General features: G+C 64.8%; 11 protein-coding genes. 6 read left to right on the top strand and 5 right to left on the bottom strand.

Features of this window, described 5'->3' with window-relative positions:
* Positions 1 to 5: 5 nt before the first annotated feature.
* Both ppk1 and hemB read right to left on the bottom strand, forming a co-directional pair.
* The gene (gene ppk1 / locus DKK67_RS13035) at positions 6 to 2,111 is read right to left on the bottom strand and encodes a polyphosphate kinase 1 (RefSeq protein WP_111496937.1); all 2,106 of its coding nucleotides are present in this window, start codon (positions 2,109 to 2,111) and stop codon (positions 6 to 8) included.
* A gap of 36 nt (positions 2,112 to 2,147) precedes the next feature.
* On the bottom strand, positions 2,148 to 3,161 hold the full coding sequence (gene hemB / locus DKK67_RS13040) for a porphobilinogen synthase (protein WP_111496938.1): 1,014 nt from the start codon (positions 3,159 to 3,161) through the stop codon (positions 2,148 to 2,150).
* A 322-nt stretch (positions 3,162 to 3,483) separates the two neighbouring features.
* Between hemB and DKK67_RS13045 the strand changes: the two genes are divergently transcribed.
* Positions 3,484 to 5,679, top strand: coding sequence for an FAD-dependent oxidoreductase (locus tag DKK67_RS13045; protein ID WP_111496939.1), 2,196 nt, complete (start codon positions 3,484 to 3,486; stop codon positions 5,677 to 5,679).
* Between the two features lie 161 nt (positions 5,680 to 5,840).
* On the opposite strand, the gene DKK67_RS13050 is transcribed toward DKK67_RS13045, so the two are convergent.
* On the bottom strand, positions 5,841 to 6,065 hold the full coding sequence (locus DKK67_RS13050) for a hypothetical protein (RefSeq protein ID WP_111496940.1): 225 nt from the start codon (positions 6,063 to 6,065) through the stop codon (positions 5,841 to 5,843).
* Positions 6,066 to 6,358: 293 nt separating this feature from the next.
* Here DKK67_RS13050 and DKK67_RS13055 point away from each other — a divergent pair, with 293 nt between their 5' ends.
* From DKK67_RS13055 to DKK67_RS13075, 5 genes are all read left to right on the top strand, one after another.
* On the top strand, positions 6,359 to 7,006 hold the full coding sequence (locus DKK67_RS13055) for a TetR/AcrR family transcriptional regulator (RefSeq protein ID WP_111496941.1): 648 nt from the start codon (positions 6,359 to 6,361) through the stop codon (positions 7,004 to 7,006).
* 4 nt (positions 7,007 to 7,010) lie between these two features.
* On the top strand, positions 7,011 to 8,702 hold the full coding sequence (locus DKK67_RS13060) for an isovaleryl-CoA dehydrogenase (RefSeq protein WP_111496942.1): 1,692 nt from the start codon (positions 7,011 to 7,013) through the stop codon (positions 8,700 to 8,702).
* A 79-nt stretch (positions 8,703 to 8,781) separates the two neighbouring features.
* Positions 8,782 to 9,120: a DUF503 domain-containing protein gene (locus tag DKK67_RS13065; protein WP_111496943.1), complete on the top strand. Its 339-nt coding sequence runs from the start codon at positions 8,782 to 8,784 to the stop codon at positions 9,118 to 9,120.
* 242 nt (positions 9,121 to 9,362) lie between these two features.
* Positions 9,363 to 11,033 (top strand): pyridoxal-dependent aspartate 1-decarboxylase PanP, encoded by a 1,671-nt coding sequence (panP, locus tag DKK67_RS13070; RefSeq protein ID WP_111496944.1) that lies wholly within the window; start codon positions 9,363 to 9,365, stop codon positions 11,031 to 11,033.
* A gap of 78 nt (positions 11,034 to 11,111) precedes the next feature.
* A complete protein-coding gene (locus DKK67_RS13075) occupies positions 11,112 to 11,582 on the top strand; it encodes an Mpo1 family 2-hydroxy fatty acid dioxygenase (protein WP_111496945.1) in 471 nt (156 codons plus the stop codon).
* A gap of 312 nt (positions 11,583 to 11,894) precedes the next feature.
* On the opposite strand, the gene DKK67_RS13080 is transcribed toward DKK67_RS13075, so the two are convergent.
* Both DKK67_RS13080 and DKK67_RS13085 read right to left on the bottom strand, forming a co-directional pair.
* Positions 11,895 to 12,161 (bottom strand): hypothetical protein, encoded by a 267-nt coding sequence (locus DKK67_RS13080; protein ID WP_111496946.1) that lies wholly within the window; start codon positions 12,159 to 12,161, stop codon positions 11,895 to 11,897.
* Between the two features lie 95 nt (positions 12,162 to 12,256).
* A complete protein-coding gene (locus DKK67_RS13085) occupies positions 12,257 to 13,819 on the bottom strand; it encodes an inorganic phosphate transporter (protein ID WP_111496947.1) in 1,563 nt (520 codons plus the stop codon).
* Between the last annotated feature and the right edge of the window lie 27 nt (positions 13,820 to 13,846).

Genomic DNA, 13,846 nt, shown 5'->3' on the forward strand with positions numbered 1-13,846 from the left:
CCACCTCACTTGCCGGTCAGTCGCTCCAGCAGGAGCAATTGCGACGCCAGGCGCTCCTCGCCTTCAGCGGGGGTGTTGCGCCGGTAGTTGCCGTCGGACTGCAGTTCCCAGCTCTGGCAGTTGTCCGCCAGGTAGGTTTCCAGCTCCGAGCGCACCCGATCGGCCAGGTCGCGGTCTTCCACCGGGAAGGCCACTTCCACCCGGTTGATGAGGTTGCGCACCATGCCGTCGGCGCTGGAGCAGTACACCTCGAACTTGCCACCGTGGCCGAAGTAGTAGACCCGGGTGTGCTCCAGGAAACGGCCGATGATCGAGCGCACGTGGATGTTCTCGGACAGACCCGGCACGCCCGGGCGCAGGCAGCAGATGCCGCGGATGATCAGGTCCACACGCACCCCGGCGCGGGACGCCCGGTACAGCGCCTGCATCACTTCCGGTTCGGTCAGGGCATTGATCTTCATGATGATGTGGCCGCGCTCGCCCAGCTGCGCCTCTCGGTCGATCAACTCGATCAGGCGCTTGTGCAGGGTGAACGGGGCGTGGAACAGCTTCTTGATCTTGAGCGCCTTGCCCATCCCGGTCAGCTGCTGGAACAGCTTGTTGACGTCGTCGCCCAGGGCATCGTCCGCCGACAGCAGGCTGTAATCGGTGTACAGGCGGGCGTTGCCGGCGTGGTAGTTGCCGGTGCCCAGGTGGACGTAGCGCTTGAGCTTGCCCTCCTCGCGCCGCACGATCAGGATCATCTTGGCGTGGGTCTTGTAGCCCACCACCCCGTAGACCACGATCACGCCGGCCTCCTGCAGGCGGCTGGCCAGCTCCAGGTTCTCCGCCTCGTCGAAGCGCGCCCGCAGCTCGATCACGGCGGTCACTTCCTTGCCACGGCGGGCGGCGTCCATCAGCGCCTCGACGATTTCCGAGTCGGCACCGGTGCGGTACAGGGTCTGGCGGATGGCCAGCACCTGCGGGTCCTTGGCGGCCTGGCGCAGGAAGTCGACCACCGGGGTAAAGCTTTCATAGGGATGCAGGAGCAGCACCGGTTTCTGGCGGATCGCCTCGAACATGCCCTCGGTGTTGCGGATCTGGCGCGGCACCGCCGGCGAGAAGCCGCTGTAACTCAGGTCCGGCCGGTCCACCAGGCCGCCCACCGCCATCAGTCGGGTCAGGTTGACCGGACCGTGGACGCGATACAGCTCCCGTTCGGTCAGGCCGAACTCCTTGAGCAGGAAGCCGGTCAGCTCTTCCGGGCAGTTGTCCGCGACCTCCAGGCGCACGCCGTCGCCGAAGCGGCGGCTGAGCAGCTCGCCACGCAGGGCCGAGGCCAGGTCTTCCAGGTCGTCCTCCAGCTCCAGGTCGGCGTTCCGGGTGAGGCGGAACTGGTAGCACCCCTTCACTTCCATACCCGGGAACAGCTGGTCGGTGTGGGCGTGGATCATGGACGACAGGAACACGAGATTGTCGCCGCCGTTACAGATGTCGTCCGGCAGGCGCACCAGGCGCGGCAGCGAGCGCGGCGCCGGCACGATGGCCATGCCGGTCTCGCGGCCGAAGGCGTCCTTGCCGTCCAGCTCGACGATGAAGTTGAGGCTCTTGTTGACCAGGCGCGGGAACGGGTGCGACGGGTCCAGCCCGATCGGATTGACCACCGGCAGGATTTCATCCTCGAAATAGCGACGCACCCACTCCGCCTGTTCGGCGGTCCAGTCCCGGCGCCGCACGAAGTGGATGTTCTCCCGCTCCATGGCGGGGATCAGCTCGTTGTTGAGGATGTCGTACTGCTCGTGGATGTAGTCGTGGGCGACTCGACCGATCTCGTTCAGCAACTGCTCCGGCAACAGACCGTCCGGGCCCACGCTTTCGCGACCGTATTTCATCTGCTGGCGCAGGCCGGCGACACGGATCTCGAAGAACTCGTCCATGTTGCTGCTGAAGATGCAGCAGAACATCAGGCGGTTGATCAGGGGATGGGTGTCGTCCATCGCCTGCTGCAACACCCGATAGTTGAACTGCAGGTGACTCAACTCGCGGTTGAAGTAGTTCTCGCTGGCGGTCAGGTCCGGCAGCTTCTCTTCGCTGACCGCGTTGTCGGCGGTGGCTTCCATTTCGGTGGTCATAGTCTGTCGCGTTCCCGAGAGTCAGTGTGCGACGGCTTACCCCTGATCGCGCAGGAGCTGGGCCGCCCGCTTGGCAAAATAGGTCAGAATGCCGTCGGCGCCGGCGCGGCGCAGGCACAGCAGGCTTTCCATCATTACGGCGTCCCCGTCCAGCCAGCCGTTCTCGGCCGCCGCCATGTGCATGGCGTACTCGCCGCTCACCTGATAGACAAAGGTGGGCACCTGCAGTTCGGTCTTCACCCGGTGGACGATGTCCAGGTACGGCATGCCGGGTTTCACCATCACCATATCGGCGCCTTCGGCCAGGTCGGCAGCCGTCTCGTGCAGGGCCTCGTCGCTGTTGGCCGGGTCCATCTGGTAGGTGGCCTTGTTGCCCTTGCCCAGGTTGGAGGCCGAACCGACGGCGTCGCGGAACGGGCCGTAGTAGCTGGACGCGTACTTGGCGGAATACGCCATAATGCGGGTATTGATATGGCCAGCCTCCTCCAGCGCCTGGCGAATGGCGCCGATGCGGCCGTCCATCATGTCCGAGGGGGCCACCACGTCGGCGCCGGCGTCGGCATGGGACAACGCCTGGCGCACCAGGGCTTCGACCGTGATGTCGTTGAGCACGTAACCGTCGTCGTCGAGGATGCCGTCCTGGCCGTGGGAGGTGAACGGATCGAGGGCCACGTCGGTGATCACGCCCAGCTCCGGACACGCCTGCTTGATCGCGCGGGTGGCGCGCTGGGCCAGTCCCTCCCGATCCCAGGCGCCGGAGCCATCCAGGTTTTTCAGTTCCGGCGGCGTGACCGGGAACAGGGCGACGGCGGGAATCCCCAGCCGTACCAGTTCCTGAGCCTCCTCCACCAGGAGATCGATGCTCATGCGCTCCACGCCCGGCATGGACGGCACGGCTTCGCGTTGATTGTCGCCCTCAAGGATGAACACCGGGTAGATCAGGTTATCGGCACTCAATCGGTTCTCGCGCACCATGCGGCGGCTGAAGTCGTCCTTGCGGTTGCGGCGCAGTCGGGTAGCGGGGAATTGACGGTGGTTGGCAGAAAACACAGCGGGACCTCCTGGAACATGCGATTGAGGGGCGCCAACAGCGCCGGGCAGCGGGGACGGCAACCGGCTCTGATCGGCTTGACCGGAGCGAACGTATCCCACGCTAATTCAACGCATTATAGCGAGGCTAACGACGAAATGTGACAGCCTGTAGACAGCCGCGCCAGATCGCCATGCTGCGCTTTATAACGTCGGAACAGTAAGTTGCCCGTTTCCGGATAGAATTGTGACAGACACACTGTAACGTCGACGGCATGAGCGGGTCTGTAGACAGGACCCCCTATTCGACAACTCGACAACGCCACCCAACAAAGGAAGCCCCATGACCACCTCGCGCAAAGTCGTCCTGTTGCTTGCCATCCTCCTGGCCGTCGGCCTGTTCTTCAGCCTCGACCTCGGCCGCTTCCTCAGTCTGGACTACATCACCAGTCAGCGCGACCTTTTGCAGCAGCAGGTGGCGGCGCATCCCTGGGTGAGCGGGCTGGCTTTCTTCCTGATCTACATCGCCGTGACCGGCCTGTCACTGCCCGGGGCGGCGGTGCTGACCCTGCTGGGTGGCGCGCTGTTCGGACTGGCATGGGGGCTGGTGGTGGTGTCCTTTGCCAGCTCCATCGGCGCCACCCTGGCGTTCCTGGCCTCCCGCATCCTGTTCCGGGAGAGCGTTCAGCGTCGCTTCGGCGACTCCCTGCGCTCGGTCAACCGCGGTGTCGAACGGGACGGCAGCTTCTACCTGTTCGGCCTGCGCCTGGTACCGGTGTTTCCCTTCTTCGTGATCAATCTGGTCATGGGCCTCACACCAATGAAAGCGGCCCGCTTTTACTGGGTCAGCCAACTGGGCATGCTGCCGGGCACCCTGGTGTACGTGAACGCCGGCACGCAGCTGGGGCAGGTCGACAGCCTGGCCGGCATCGTGTCGCCGGGCCTGATCGGCTCCTTCGTGCTGCTGGCGCTCTTCCCGCTGATCGCCCGCCGCGTCATGAACGCCATCCGGCATCGGCGCCTGCTCAAGCCCTACAGCAAACCGGCGCGCTTCGACCGCAACCTGGTGGTGATAGGCGCCGGCTCGGCCGGGCTGGTCACCGCCTACATCGCAGCGGCCACCCGCGCCAGCGTCAGCCTGGTGGAGCGGCACCGCATGGGCGGCGACTGTCTGAACACCGGCTGCGTGCCCAGCAAGACCCTGATCAAGAGCGCCCGCATCGCCCACGATGCACGTCGCTCCGATCATTTCGGCATCGACACCGGCCCGGTCAGCGTCAACTTTCCTGCGGTCATGGAACGGATACAGTCAGTGATCCAGACCATCGAACCCCACGATTCGGTGGAGCGCTATACCGGCCTCGGCGTGGACTGCATCACTGGCTCGGCGCGCATTCTCGATCCCTGGCGGGTGGAGGTGGACGGCCGTGTGCTGACCACCCGCAACATCGTCATCGCCACCGGGGCGCGACCGTTCGTGCCGCCCATCGAGGGCATCGAACAGGTGCCGTACTACACCTCCGACACCATCTGGTCCCTGCGCCAGGCTCCGGAAAAAATGCTGATCCTGGGCGGCGGCCCCATCGGCTGCGAACTGGCCCAGGCCTTCGCCCGGCTGGACGTGCCGGTGACCCAGGTGGACCTGGCGCCACGCATCCTGCCGCGCGAGGACGAAGACGCCGCACGCCTGGTGGAGCGCAGCCTGGTGGCGGACGGCGTCGACCTGCACACCGGCACCCGGGCCATCCGCTTCGAGGCCGGTGACGGTCTGCACACGCTGGTATGCGACCGGGACGGGACGGAAATCCGCATCGAATTCGACACCCTGCTGCTGGCCGTGGGCCGCAAAGCCAACACCGACGGTCTGGGACTGGATAAGCTGGGCATCGACCTCAACGCCAACGGCACCGTGCAGGTGGACGAGACCCTGCAGACCCGCCTGCCCGGCATCTACGCCTGTGGCGATGTGGCCGGCCCCTACCAGTTCACCCACGCCGCGGCCCACCAGGCCTGGTACGCCAGCGTCAACAGCCTGTTCGGCACTTTCCGCCGCTTCAAGGTCGACTATCGGGTGCTGCCCTGGACCACCTTCACCGATCCGGAAGTGGCCCGCGTGGGCCTGAACGAACAGGAGGCCGCCGAACAGGGCATCGAGGTGGAGGTGACCACCTACGGCCTGGATGACCTGGACCGTGCCATCGCCGAGGGTGATGCCGAAGGTTTCGTGAAGGTGCTGACGCCGCCGGGCAAGGACCGCATCCTCGGCGCCACCATTGCCGGCCATCACGCCGGGGAGCTGATCACCGAGTTCATCAGCGCCATGAAACACGGCTACGGGCTGAACAAGATCCTGGGCACCATCCACGTCTATCCGACGCTGTCGGAAGCCAACAAGTTCGCAGCCGGCAACTGGAAAAAGGCCCACGCGCCGGAAGCGGCCCTCAACCTGCTGCAGCGCTTCCACCGCTGGCGCCGGGGAGGCACCCGCGAGCAGGATGCGACGCCGGCCCACCCCGAAACTCCCGGTGGGCCGAGCTGACAGGGCTTCGACAGAAAGGGCGGCTGCAAGTCATTGACCGGCGGCCTATAATTAACGACAGGATTTTCCGGGAAAGACAGGGCCGGGCAAGGGCGTCCGGTTCCCGGGAACACTGGAAACCGGCCCCGCCAGAGAGGCGTGGCGGGGCCGCAAGAGAATGATCAGATCGACCGGTTGTTGAAGCCCGGCTCTGCCTTTCTGGGCGCATCCGAGCGCAGTGTTGTGTCCAGCTCGGTGATCTGGCCGCCCCGACTCAGGAATTCCTCGATATCCGCCTCAAGCTTCGCACGAATGCGTGCCCGGGCAGCAACGGTGTGGTTATCCTCGGTGTCGGCGCTCCAGTTGTTGCTGGAACTGTCCAGATTGCTTTCGTCGAGTTCACTCATGGGTTTACCTCCATCAGCGAAAACAAACCTGGGATCCGACGCTCGGTCGGACCCGTCTCGGCCTCGGAAGCCACTCACTGCCGTGCCTTGCCCGACTATATAATCCCGAATTGTTGCATTGACTATTCACGACCAAGGTGTTTTTTGTAACGTTTTGTAACCAGCCTAATCTAACCTCCGGAATCTCCGCTGAAATAGGGATTATGGGTCCTGTTGTCACGAGCCTGTAAAGCAGACACCACAACGATTGACACAAAAAATGAATAGTGATTCACTTCTTTTAGGGAGACGCCATGGCCTACCGTGAAACCGAGAAAATGCGGCTGCGTAAAGCGGAAATCCGCCAGCGCATTCTCAGCTGCGCCCTGGGCCGGGTCGCCGAGGGCGGTTTCCGCCATGCCCAGATCAACCAGGTGGCCGAGAAAGCGGAGGTCGCCACCGGCACGGTATACCGGCATTTCGAATCCAAGGCGGAGCTGTTCGCCGAGGTCTTCCGGCTGGCCACCGAGCGCGAAGTCAGCAAGGTCGGCGAAGCCCTGAACGGCGACGGCCCGGTGCCGCAGCGCCTGGAAAGGGCCCTGCGCCAGTTCGCGGTTCGCGCAATGCATGGCCCGGTACTGGCCTGGTCGCTGATCGCCGAGCCGGTGGATCCGGCCGTGGAGGGCGAACGCCTGGCCTACCGGCACGCCTACGCCGAGTTGTTCGAACGCGCCATCCGCGAGGGCATCGGCGAAGGGTCGCTGCCCTCGCAGGACGCACGACTGAGCGCCACCTGCCTGGTCGGTGCGGTGGCCGAAAGCCTGGTGGGGCCCCTGGCGCCGACGCAACAGACGACACAGCAGGACACAACATCGCCCACCCTGAGTGAGGCGCAAATAACAGACCTGGTCGAGCCCATCATCACTTTCTGCCTGCAGGGAGTGACCGGCCAACGGAGATAACGTCATGAACGCACCGCATCCGTCCCCTGCCGCGTCCGGCGAGGATCGCTACCTGGCCAACACCCACGAGGTCGTCAACCAGCCGCCGGCGCTGGAAAACTACAATCTGTATCATCAGGATCGGGCGTTGCAGGAAGGCGCCCGCCGGGAGGGAGCGGACTGGGCCCGCGACGAACTCGACGCCTACGGCGCCCTCACCGGCCGGGCCGACAGCATTGAGCTGGGCTTTCTCGCCAACGAGAACAAACCGGTCTTCCACACCCACGACCGTTTCGGTCACCGCCTGGACCTGGTCAAGTTCCATCCCGCCTACCACCAGTTGATGGACATGGGCCTGAGCCACGGCCTGCACAGCAGCCCCTGGACCGATCCGGGCCCGGGTGCACACGTGGCCCGGGCCGCCAAGTACTACATGCATTCCCAGGTGGAAGCGGCCCACGGCTGCCCCATCACCATGACTTTCGCCGCCGTGCCGTCGATCCGCCAGCAACCGGATCTGGCCGAAGCCTGGCTGCCCAGGGTCACCGCGCGCGGCTACGACCCGCGCAACGTGCCGGACGCGGACAAGAACGCGGTCACCATCGGCATGGCCATGACCGAGAAACAGGGCGGTTCCGACGTGCGCGCCAACACCACCCGCGCCTACCCGGTGGGCCAGGGGGGGCCGGGTCAGGCCTACGAGCTGGTGGGTCACAAGTGGTTTGTGTCGGCCCCCATGTGCGATGCCTTCCTGGTGCTGGCCCAGGCCCCCGGCGGCCTGTCCTGCTTCCTGATGCCACGCTGGCGCCCGGACGGGACCAAGAACCCCTGGCAGATCCAGCGCCTCAAGAACAAGATGGGCAACGTGGCCAACGCCTCCAGCGAGGCTGAGCTGCGCGGTGCCCTGGCCTGGATGGTGGGCGAGGAAGGCCGGGGCGTGCCCACCATCATCGAAATGGTCGCCATGACCCGTTTCGACTGCATGATCGGCAGCTCCGGCGGCATGCGCCAGGCCGCCGCCCAGGCCCTGCACCACTGCCGCCACCGCGCCGCTTTCGGTGCCCGACTGAGCGAGCAGCCGCTGATGCAGAACGTGCTGGCGGACCTGGCCCTGGAAAGCGAGGCGGCCCTGGCCATGACCTTACGTGTGGGCCGTTCCCTCGACCATCAGCACAGCGAGCAGGAACGCCTGTTCACGCGTCTGGCCACGCCGGTGGGCAAGTACTGGATCTGCAAGCGCACGCCGAACCACGCCTACGAGGCCATGGAGTGCATCGGCGGCAGTGGCGTGATGGAAGACTGCATCATGCCCCGGCTGTTCCGGGAATCCCCGGTCAACGCCATCTGGGAGGGCAGCGGCAACGTGCAGTGCCTGGATACCCTGCGCGCCCTGCAGAAATCCCCGGAAAGCCTGGACGCCTATTTCGCCGAAGTCGCCCAGGCTCGCGGCGCCGACGTCCGTTTCGACCGGTTCCTGGCCCGGTTGCAGGCCGACTTCGGCCGCCAGGACGACCTCCAGTACCGCGCCCGCAATCTGGTGGATCGCCTGGCGCTGGCCCTGCAGGCTTCGCTGCTGCTGCGCCACAGCACCCCGGCGGTCGCCGACGCATTCTGCGCCAGTCGCCTGGAACACCACGGCGGCCTCAATATCGGCAACCTCCCCGCCGGCACCGATGCCGCCGCCATCATCGAGCGGGCGACGCCTGTCGTCGGTTGACGGACCTGTAGTAAAGTGGTGATCAGGGCTGCGGTGCCGCAGCCCTGCCCTGTTTCACGAGCCTGTCCGGAGTTCCCCCATGTCAGAAGCCATGCGCCGGTTGCTGGAAGCCACCGGAGACCACCCCGTCATCACCCCGCACCTGGGCGTGCTGACCCTGCACTTCCAGGTCTACGGCTGCGACGACATCAAGGCCAAGCGCCGCGCCTTCTCCGCCCTCAAGGCGATCTGGGGCAAGGAGCCGGACCTGGCGGTGGCGGAGACCGGCGACCTCGACGCCCTGGACCGGGCCACCTGGTCGATTGCCGCGCTGGGCACCTCGACCCAACTGATCCAGCAGCGCCTGGACCAGGTGGAGAAAGCCATCGAGCAGCGCATCGACGCGCCGGTGCTCGATGTGCATCGGGAGATGCTCTAGCCCCTCGTTGCCCCGGCCAAGCGGCGCTCTGGTCTCCCTATTGATGACGCCTTATACTACGCGGCCCCATGAGAGTCATGGCAGGACAGCCGTGAAAGGCCCTGAAACAGGGACGCCAGAGCAGTCGCCCGGAGGATCCCGGACCTGCGACAATGAAACGGGCCCAGGCCCGAATCACGATGCGACCTGTCGGGCGTTACCCGGCGGGGACGGCATCAACCACTGCAATGTGTGTGGCGCGTATGACCGGTAAGAAGAAAACGGCTCAGGCCTCGCTGGAGGCCATGTATCGGGTATTCACGGTACCCGAGGCCCCCGAATCCACCCTGAGCCGCATCGATCAGGACATCAGCCGAAATCTGGCGGGTTTCCTGCAGGAACACATCGTCGCCATCGAGCGCGACCTGGGCGATGTGGTGAAGGACTTCAGCGAGTCCGCTGTCCCCGAAAAACCCATTTTCGTCTCAGAGCAGACCCAGTTCCTGCTGGACAAGCTGGTCGCCCACTCGGTGCATACCGCTTCCCCCAGCTTCATCGGGCACATGACCTCGGCACTGCCCTACTTCATGCTGCCGCTGTCGAAGATCATGATCGCGCTGAACCAGAACCTGGTGAAGACGGAAACCTCCAAGGCCTTCACGCCGCTGGAGCGCCAGGTGCTGGGCATGATTCACCGGCTGGTCTACAACGAGGACAGCGCCTACTACCGCAAGTGGATGCACGATCCGCGCTTTGCCCTGGGTGCCATGTGCTCGGGCGGCACCGTCGCCAACCTGACCGCCCTGTGGGTGGCGCGTAACGCGGCGTTCCCGGCGGAAGGCAGCTTCCGCGGCCTGCATGAGGAAGGCCTGTTCCGCGCCCTGCGCTACTACGGCTACGAAGGCGCCGCCATCCTGGTGTCACGCCGCGGCCACTACTCGCTGCGCAAGGCCGCCGACGTACTGGGCCTGGGCCGCAGCTCGCTGGTCTCCGTGCCTACCGACGACAACAACCGCATCCAGACCGACGCCCTGCGCGAGAAATGCCTGGAACTGCAGGCGCAGAAGATCAAGGTCATGGCCATCTGCGGCATCGCCGGCACCACCGAGACCGGCAGCGTCGATCCGCTGGACGCCATGGCGGACATCGCCACCGAGTTCGGCGCCCACTTCCACGTGGACGCCGCCTGGGGCGGGCCGACCCTGTTCTCGCGCACCTACGGCCCGCTGCTCAAGGGCATCGAGAAGGCGGACTCGGTCACCTTCGACGCCCACAAGCAGCTGTACGTGCCCATGGGCGCCGGCCTGGTGGTGTTCCGCGACCCGGCCATGGTCAACGCCATCGAGCACCACGCCCAGTACATCATCCGCAAGGGTTCCCGCGACCTGGGCAGCACCACCCTGGAGGGCTCTCGCCCGGGCATGGCCATGCTGATCCATTCCGGCCTCAAGATCCTGGCCCGGGAAGGCTACGAGCTACTCATCGACCAGGGCATCGAGAAAGCCAGGCGGTTCGCCGAGATGATCGACGGACGGGACGATTTCGAGCTGGTCACCCGTCCCGAGCTCAACATCCTCACCTACCGCTACTGCCCGGCGGACACCCAGCGAGCGCTGGAGCAGGCGGACACGCTGCAGTCCGAACGCATCAACGCGTCGCTCAACCGCATCACCAAATTCCTGCAGAAGACCCAGCGCGAGCACGGCAAGGCGTTCGTCTCCCGGACCCGGCTGGAGCCGGCCAAGCACCATCGCTACCCTTGCGTGGTGTTCCGGGTGGTGCTGGCCAACCCGCTGACCACGCCGGAGATCCTGCGCGACATCCTCATCGAGCAGGCCGAACTGGCCGGCCACGACGAGATCCGGGACGAGATGAACGTGCTGCAGAACCTCACCGACGCGGTGCTCTCGCCGCAGCAGGCTCATCGCGCCTGAAGCGCGAACGGTTGTGATCCGGGTGTGATCTGGCGCTATACTGCGCGTAAAACAACAACAGACACACAGGAGCCGATCATGACCAAAAGCGCAGACCAGTGGTTCGAGGAATACGGCGAGAGCCATCGCAACCCGACCAACAAAGCCATCCACTGGGTGGCCGTGCCGGTCATTTTTACCACCATCGTCGGCCTGATCTGGTCGATCCCCACACCCGCCGCGTTTGACGCCGTGCCCTGGCTGAACTGGGCGACCCTGGCGCTGATCATCACCACCGCCTGGTACGTGCGACTGTCGCCGGCCCTGGGCGTGGGCATGGCGCTGTTCAGCGTGCTGATGGTGGCGGTGATCGCCGGCTTTGAAAGCACCCAGCTGATGCCGGTGTGGGCCGCTTCGCTGATCCTGTTCGTGGTGATGTGGATTCTCCAGTTCGTCGGCCACCACCTCGAGGGCAAGAAACCGTCCTTCTTCAAGGACATCCAGTTTCTGCTGATCGGACCGGCGTGGCTGATGGGCTTTATCTACCGGAGCCTCGGGATTCGATATTGAGCCGATCAGGGTTACGGGTGCGGAAAGGCCTTTAGCGGGCGCTTTAGCTTCCTGAGCCGCCGAAACGATACCCTCTCGGCGTCGTTTAATAACCGACCTGCGTTAACACCGGGGACCATTGGAAGTGCCTGGATGCCCTTGCCGGAGGAAGGACATGGACGTCCTGGTCGCTATTATGGCCAGGGACGGCCATTAATAGCAGCGCAGACAAGGGCATCCAGGCGCTTCCCGCCTGAGCCCCAGCCTGCCGCGGCAACGAAAAACGGCGCCCGCAGGCGCCGTTCTTGTCTTGAATCGGGATGATCGCAGCGATCAGTACAGGGCCGCCTCGTCATCCAGCACATCGTGAATGATGTCGATGAACATCTTGTCCGCCTCACTCCAGTTCTCGGGAATTCGCACCGTGGTGTTGGCGCTGATTTCCTCTGCGATTTTCTGGTCGGCGTTGGGATCGTCCTTGTGGCGGCGGGCGATCTCGATGCACTTGACTGCGACGGTCGGGTCACTCAGGACCTTTTTGATGAAGACACGCAGCTCATCGATAATGCGTGCCTGACGGCTTTCGGATGCAGTGCTCATAGGTGTCTCCAGGTTGGCTGTGCCGGGCAGATGGTTTGTCTAACGCTAACCAAGCTGCCCGGTGAGGGCAAGCGACTTTAGCCGCAGTCCCGTCTTTACAGCATGATCCCGCGCAGGGTGAAGAACAGCGTCGCCGCCATCGCCGCCGAAGCCGGCACGGTGATGATCCAGGCCGCGGCAATCCGCATCAGCTGGGAGCGCTTGACCAGCTCCTCCTGATAGATCTTCTTCAGGCGCTTGCGCTCTTTCTTAGACAGCGGCACCTGCACCTTGTTCTTCTTGGCCTCCTTCAGCATGGCTTCCATTTCCTCGACGGACGCCTCGCGGAAGCGGGCCAGGAAGTCATCCAGGCGCGCCCGGTCCTCACCCTGGTGATCCTCCAGGATGCTGTGGAGCTGCGAGGCGTAGCTGCGCTTGAGGTACTCACGCAGGAAGCCGACACCGAAGACGCCGCCCAGGGCAATGTGGGTGGAGCTCACCGGCAGCCCCAGCTGGGAGGCGATGATCACCGTAATCGCCGCCGACAGGGCCACACAGAAGGCGCGGGTCTTGTCCAGCTCGGTGATCTCGGTGCCGACGGTCCGGATCAGGCGCGGGCCGAACAGGGTCAGCCCCAGGGACAGGCCGACAGCACCCACCACCATGACCCACAGCGGAATCGCCGCTGCGGTGGCCACCGCGCCCTGGGTCAGGGCCTCGTTGATGGCTGCCAATGGGCCGATGGCGTTGGCCACGTCGTTGGCGCCGTGAGCGAAGCTGAGCAGCGCTGCGGCGAAGATCAGCGGCCAGGTGAACAGACTGTTGACGGTGTTCTCGCCGTTGGACAGGGTCGAGGCCTTGCGACGGATGTAGAAGCGCATCAGGAACAGCACGGCGGCGGCCACCCCGACGCCCACCAGGGCGGCACTCAGGAAGTCCACCTTGATCACGTGCTTGACGCCCTTGAGCATCAGGTAGGTACCGAATGCCCAGGCCATCAGCGCGACGATCCAGGGCACCACGCGGCGGGCCGAAGCCACCATGTTGGACTGGTACAGCACCGTCTTCTTGAGGACGAACAGGAAGAACGCGGCGATCAATCCACCCAGCACCGGAGAGATCACCCAGCTGGCGGCAATCGCGCCCATCACGCCCCAGTTGGCGATACCCCAGCCGCCCGCAGCAATGCCCGCGCCGAGAACACCACCGACGATGGAATGCGTCGTGGACACCGGTGCGCCCATCCAGGTGGCCAGATTGAGCCACAGGGCACCGGCCAGCAGGGCCGCTGTCATCAGCCAGACAAAGGTCTGCACGTCGGTCAGGCTGGCGGGGTTGATGATCCCCTTCTTGATGGTGGACACCACGTCGCCGCCGGCGATGAGCGCACCCCCGGCCTCGAACAGCGCAGCCACCACAATGGCCGCCCCCAGGCTCATGGCGCCCGATCCCACCGCCGGGCCCACATTATTGGCCACGTCGTTGGCGCCGATATTCAGCGCCATATAGCCGCCGATCACGGCCGCCGCCATCAACAGACTGCTTCCAGGTAATCCGTCACCCAGCTGGCCCACGAAGAGCCAGACAATCACGAGAAAGAAAAGGCTGATCCCGAGCCGGAACCGCTCGGTTCGCTTGCTGGTAAACGCGCCATCCATGAAAGACACATTCTGGGCCATTACAGATCACCACAGTTGTCGAGTCGA

It is taken from the genome of Marinobacter bohaiensis, assembly GCF_003258515.1.
Taxonomy (GTDB): domain Bacteria; phylum Pseudomonadota; class Gammaproteobacteria; order Pseudomonadales; family Oleiphilaceae; genus Marinobacter_A; species Marinobacter_A bohaiensis.

Excerpts from the sequence above, each read along its gene's own strand:
- DKK67_RS13075 (WP_111496945.1), top strand. The coding sequence starts at position 11,112 with ATGACCAAAAGCGCAGACCAGTGGTTCGAGGAATACGGCGAGAGCCAT.
- ppk1 (WP_111496937.1), bottom strand. The coding sequence starts at position 2,111 with ATGACCACCGAAATGGAAGCCACCGCCGACAACGCGGTCAGCGAAGAG.
- DKK67_RS13085 (WP_111496947.1), bottom strand. The coding sequence starts at position 13,819 with ATGGCCCAGAATGTGTCTTTCATGGATGGCGCGTTTACCAGCAAGCGA.
- panP (WP_111496944.1), top strand. The coding sequence starts at position 9,363 with ATGACCGGTAAGAAGAAAACGGCTCAGGCCTCGCTGGAGGCCATGTAT.
- DKK67_RS13055 (WP_111496941.1), top strand. The coding sequence starts at position 6,359 with ATGGCCTACCGTGAAACCGAGAAAATGCGGCTGCGTAAAGCGGAAATC.
- DKK67_RS13045 (WP_111496939.1), top strand. The coding sequence starts at position 3,484 with ATGACCACCTCGCGCAAAGTCGTCCTGTTGCTTGCCATCCTCCTGGCC.
- DKK67_RS13060 (WP_111496942.1), top strand. The coding sequence starts at position 7,011 with ATGAACGCACCGCATCCGTCCCCTGCCGCGTCCGGCGAGGATCGCTAC.
- DKK67_RS13080 (WP_111496946.1), bottom strand. The coding sequence starts at position 12,161 with ATGAGCACTGCATCCGAAAGCCGTCAGGCACGCATTATCGATGAGCTG.
- DKK67_RS13065 (WP_111496943.1), top strand. The coding sequence starts at position 8,782 with ATGTCAGAAGCCATGCGCCGGTTGCTGGAAGCCACCGGAGACCACCCC.
- DKK67_RS13050 (WP_111496940.1), bottom strand. The coding sequence starts at position 6,065 with ATGAGTGAACTCGACGAAAGCAATCTGGACAGTTCCAGCAACAACTGG.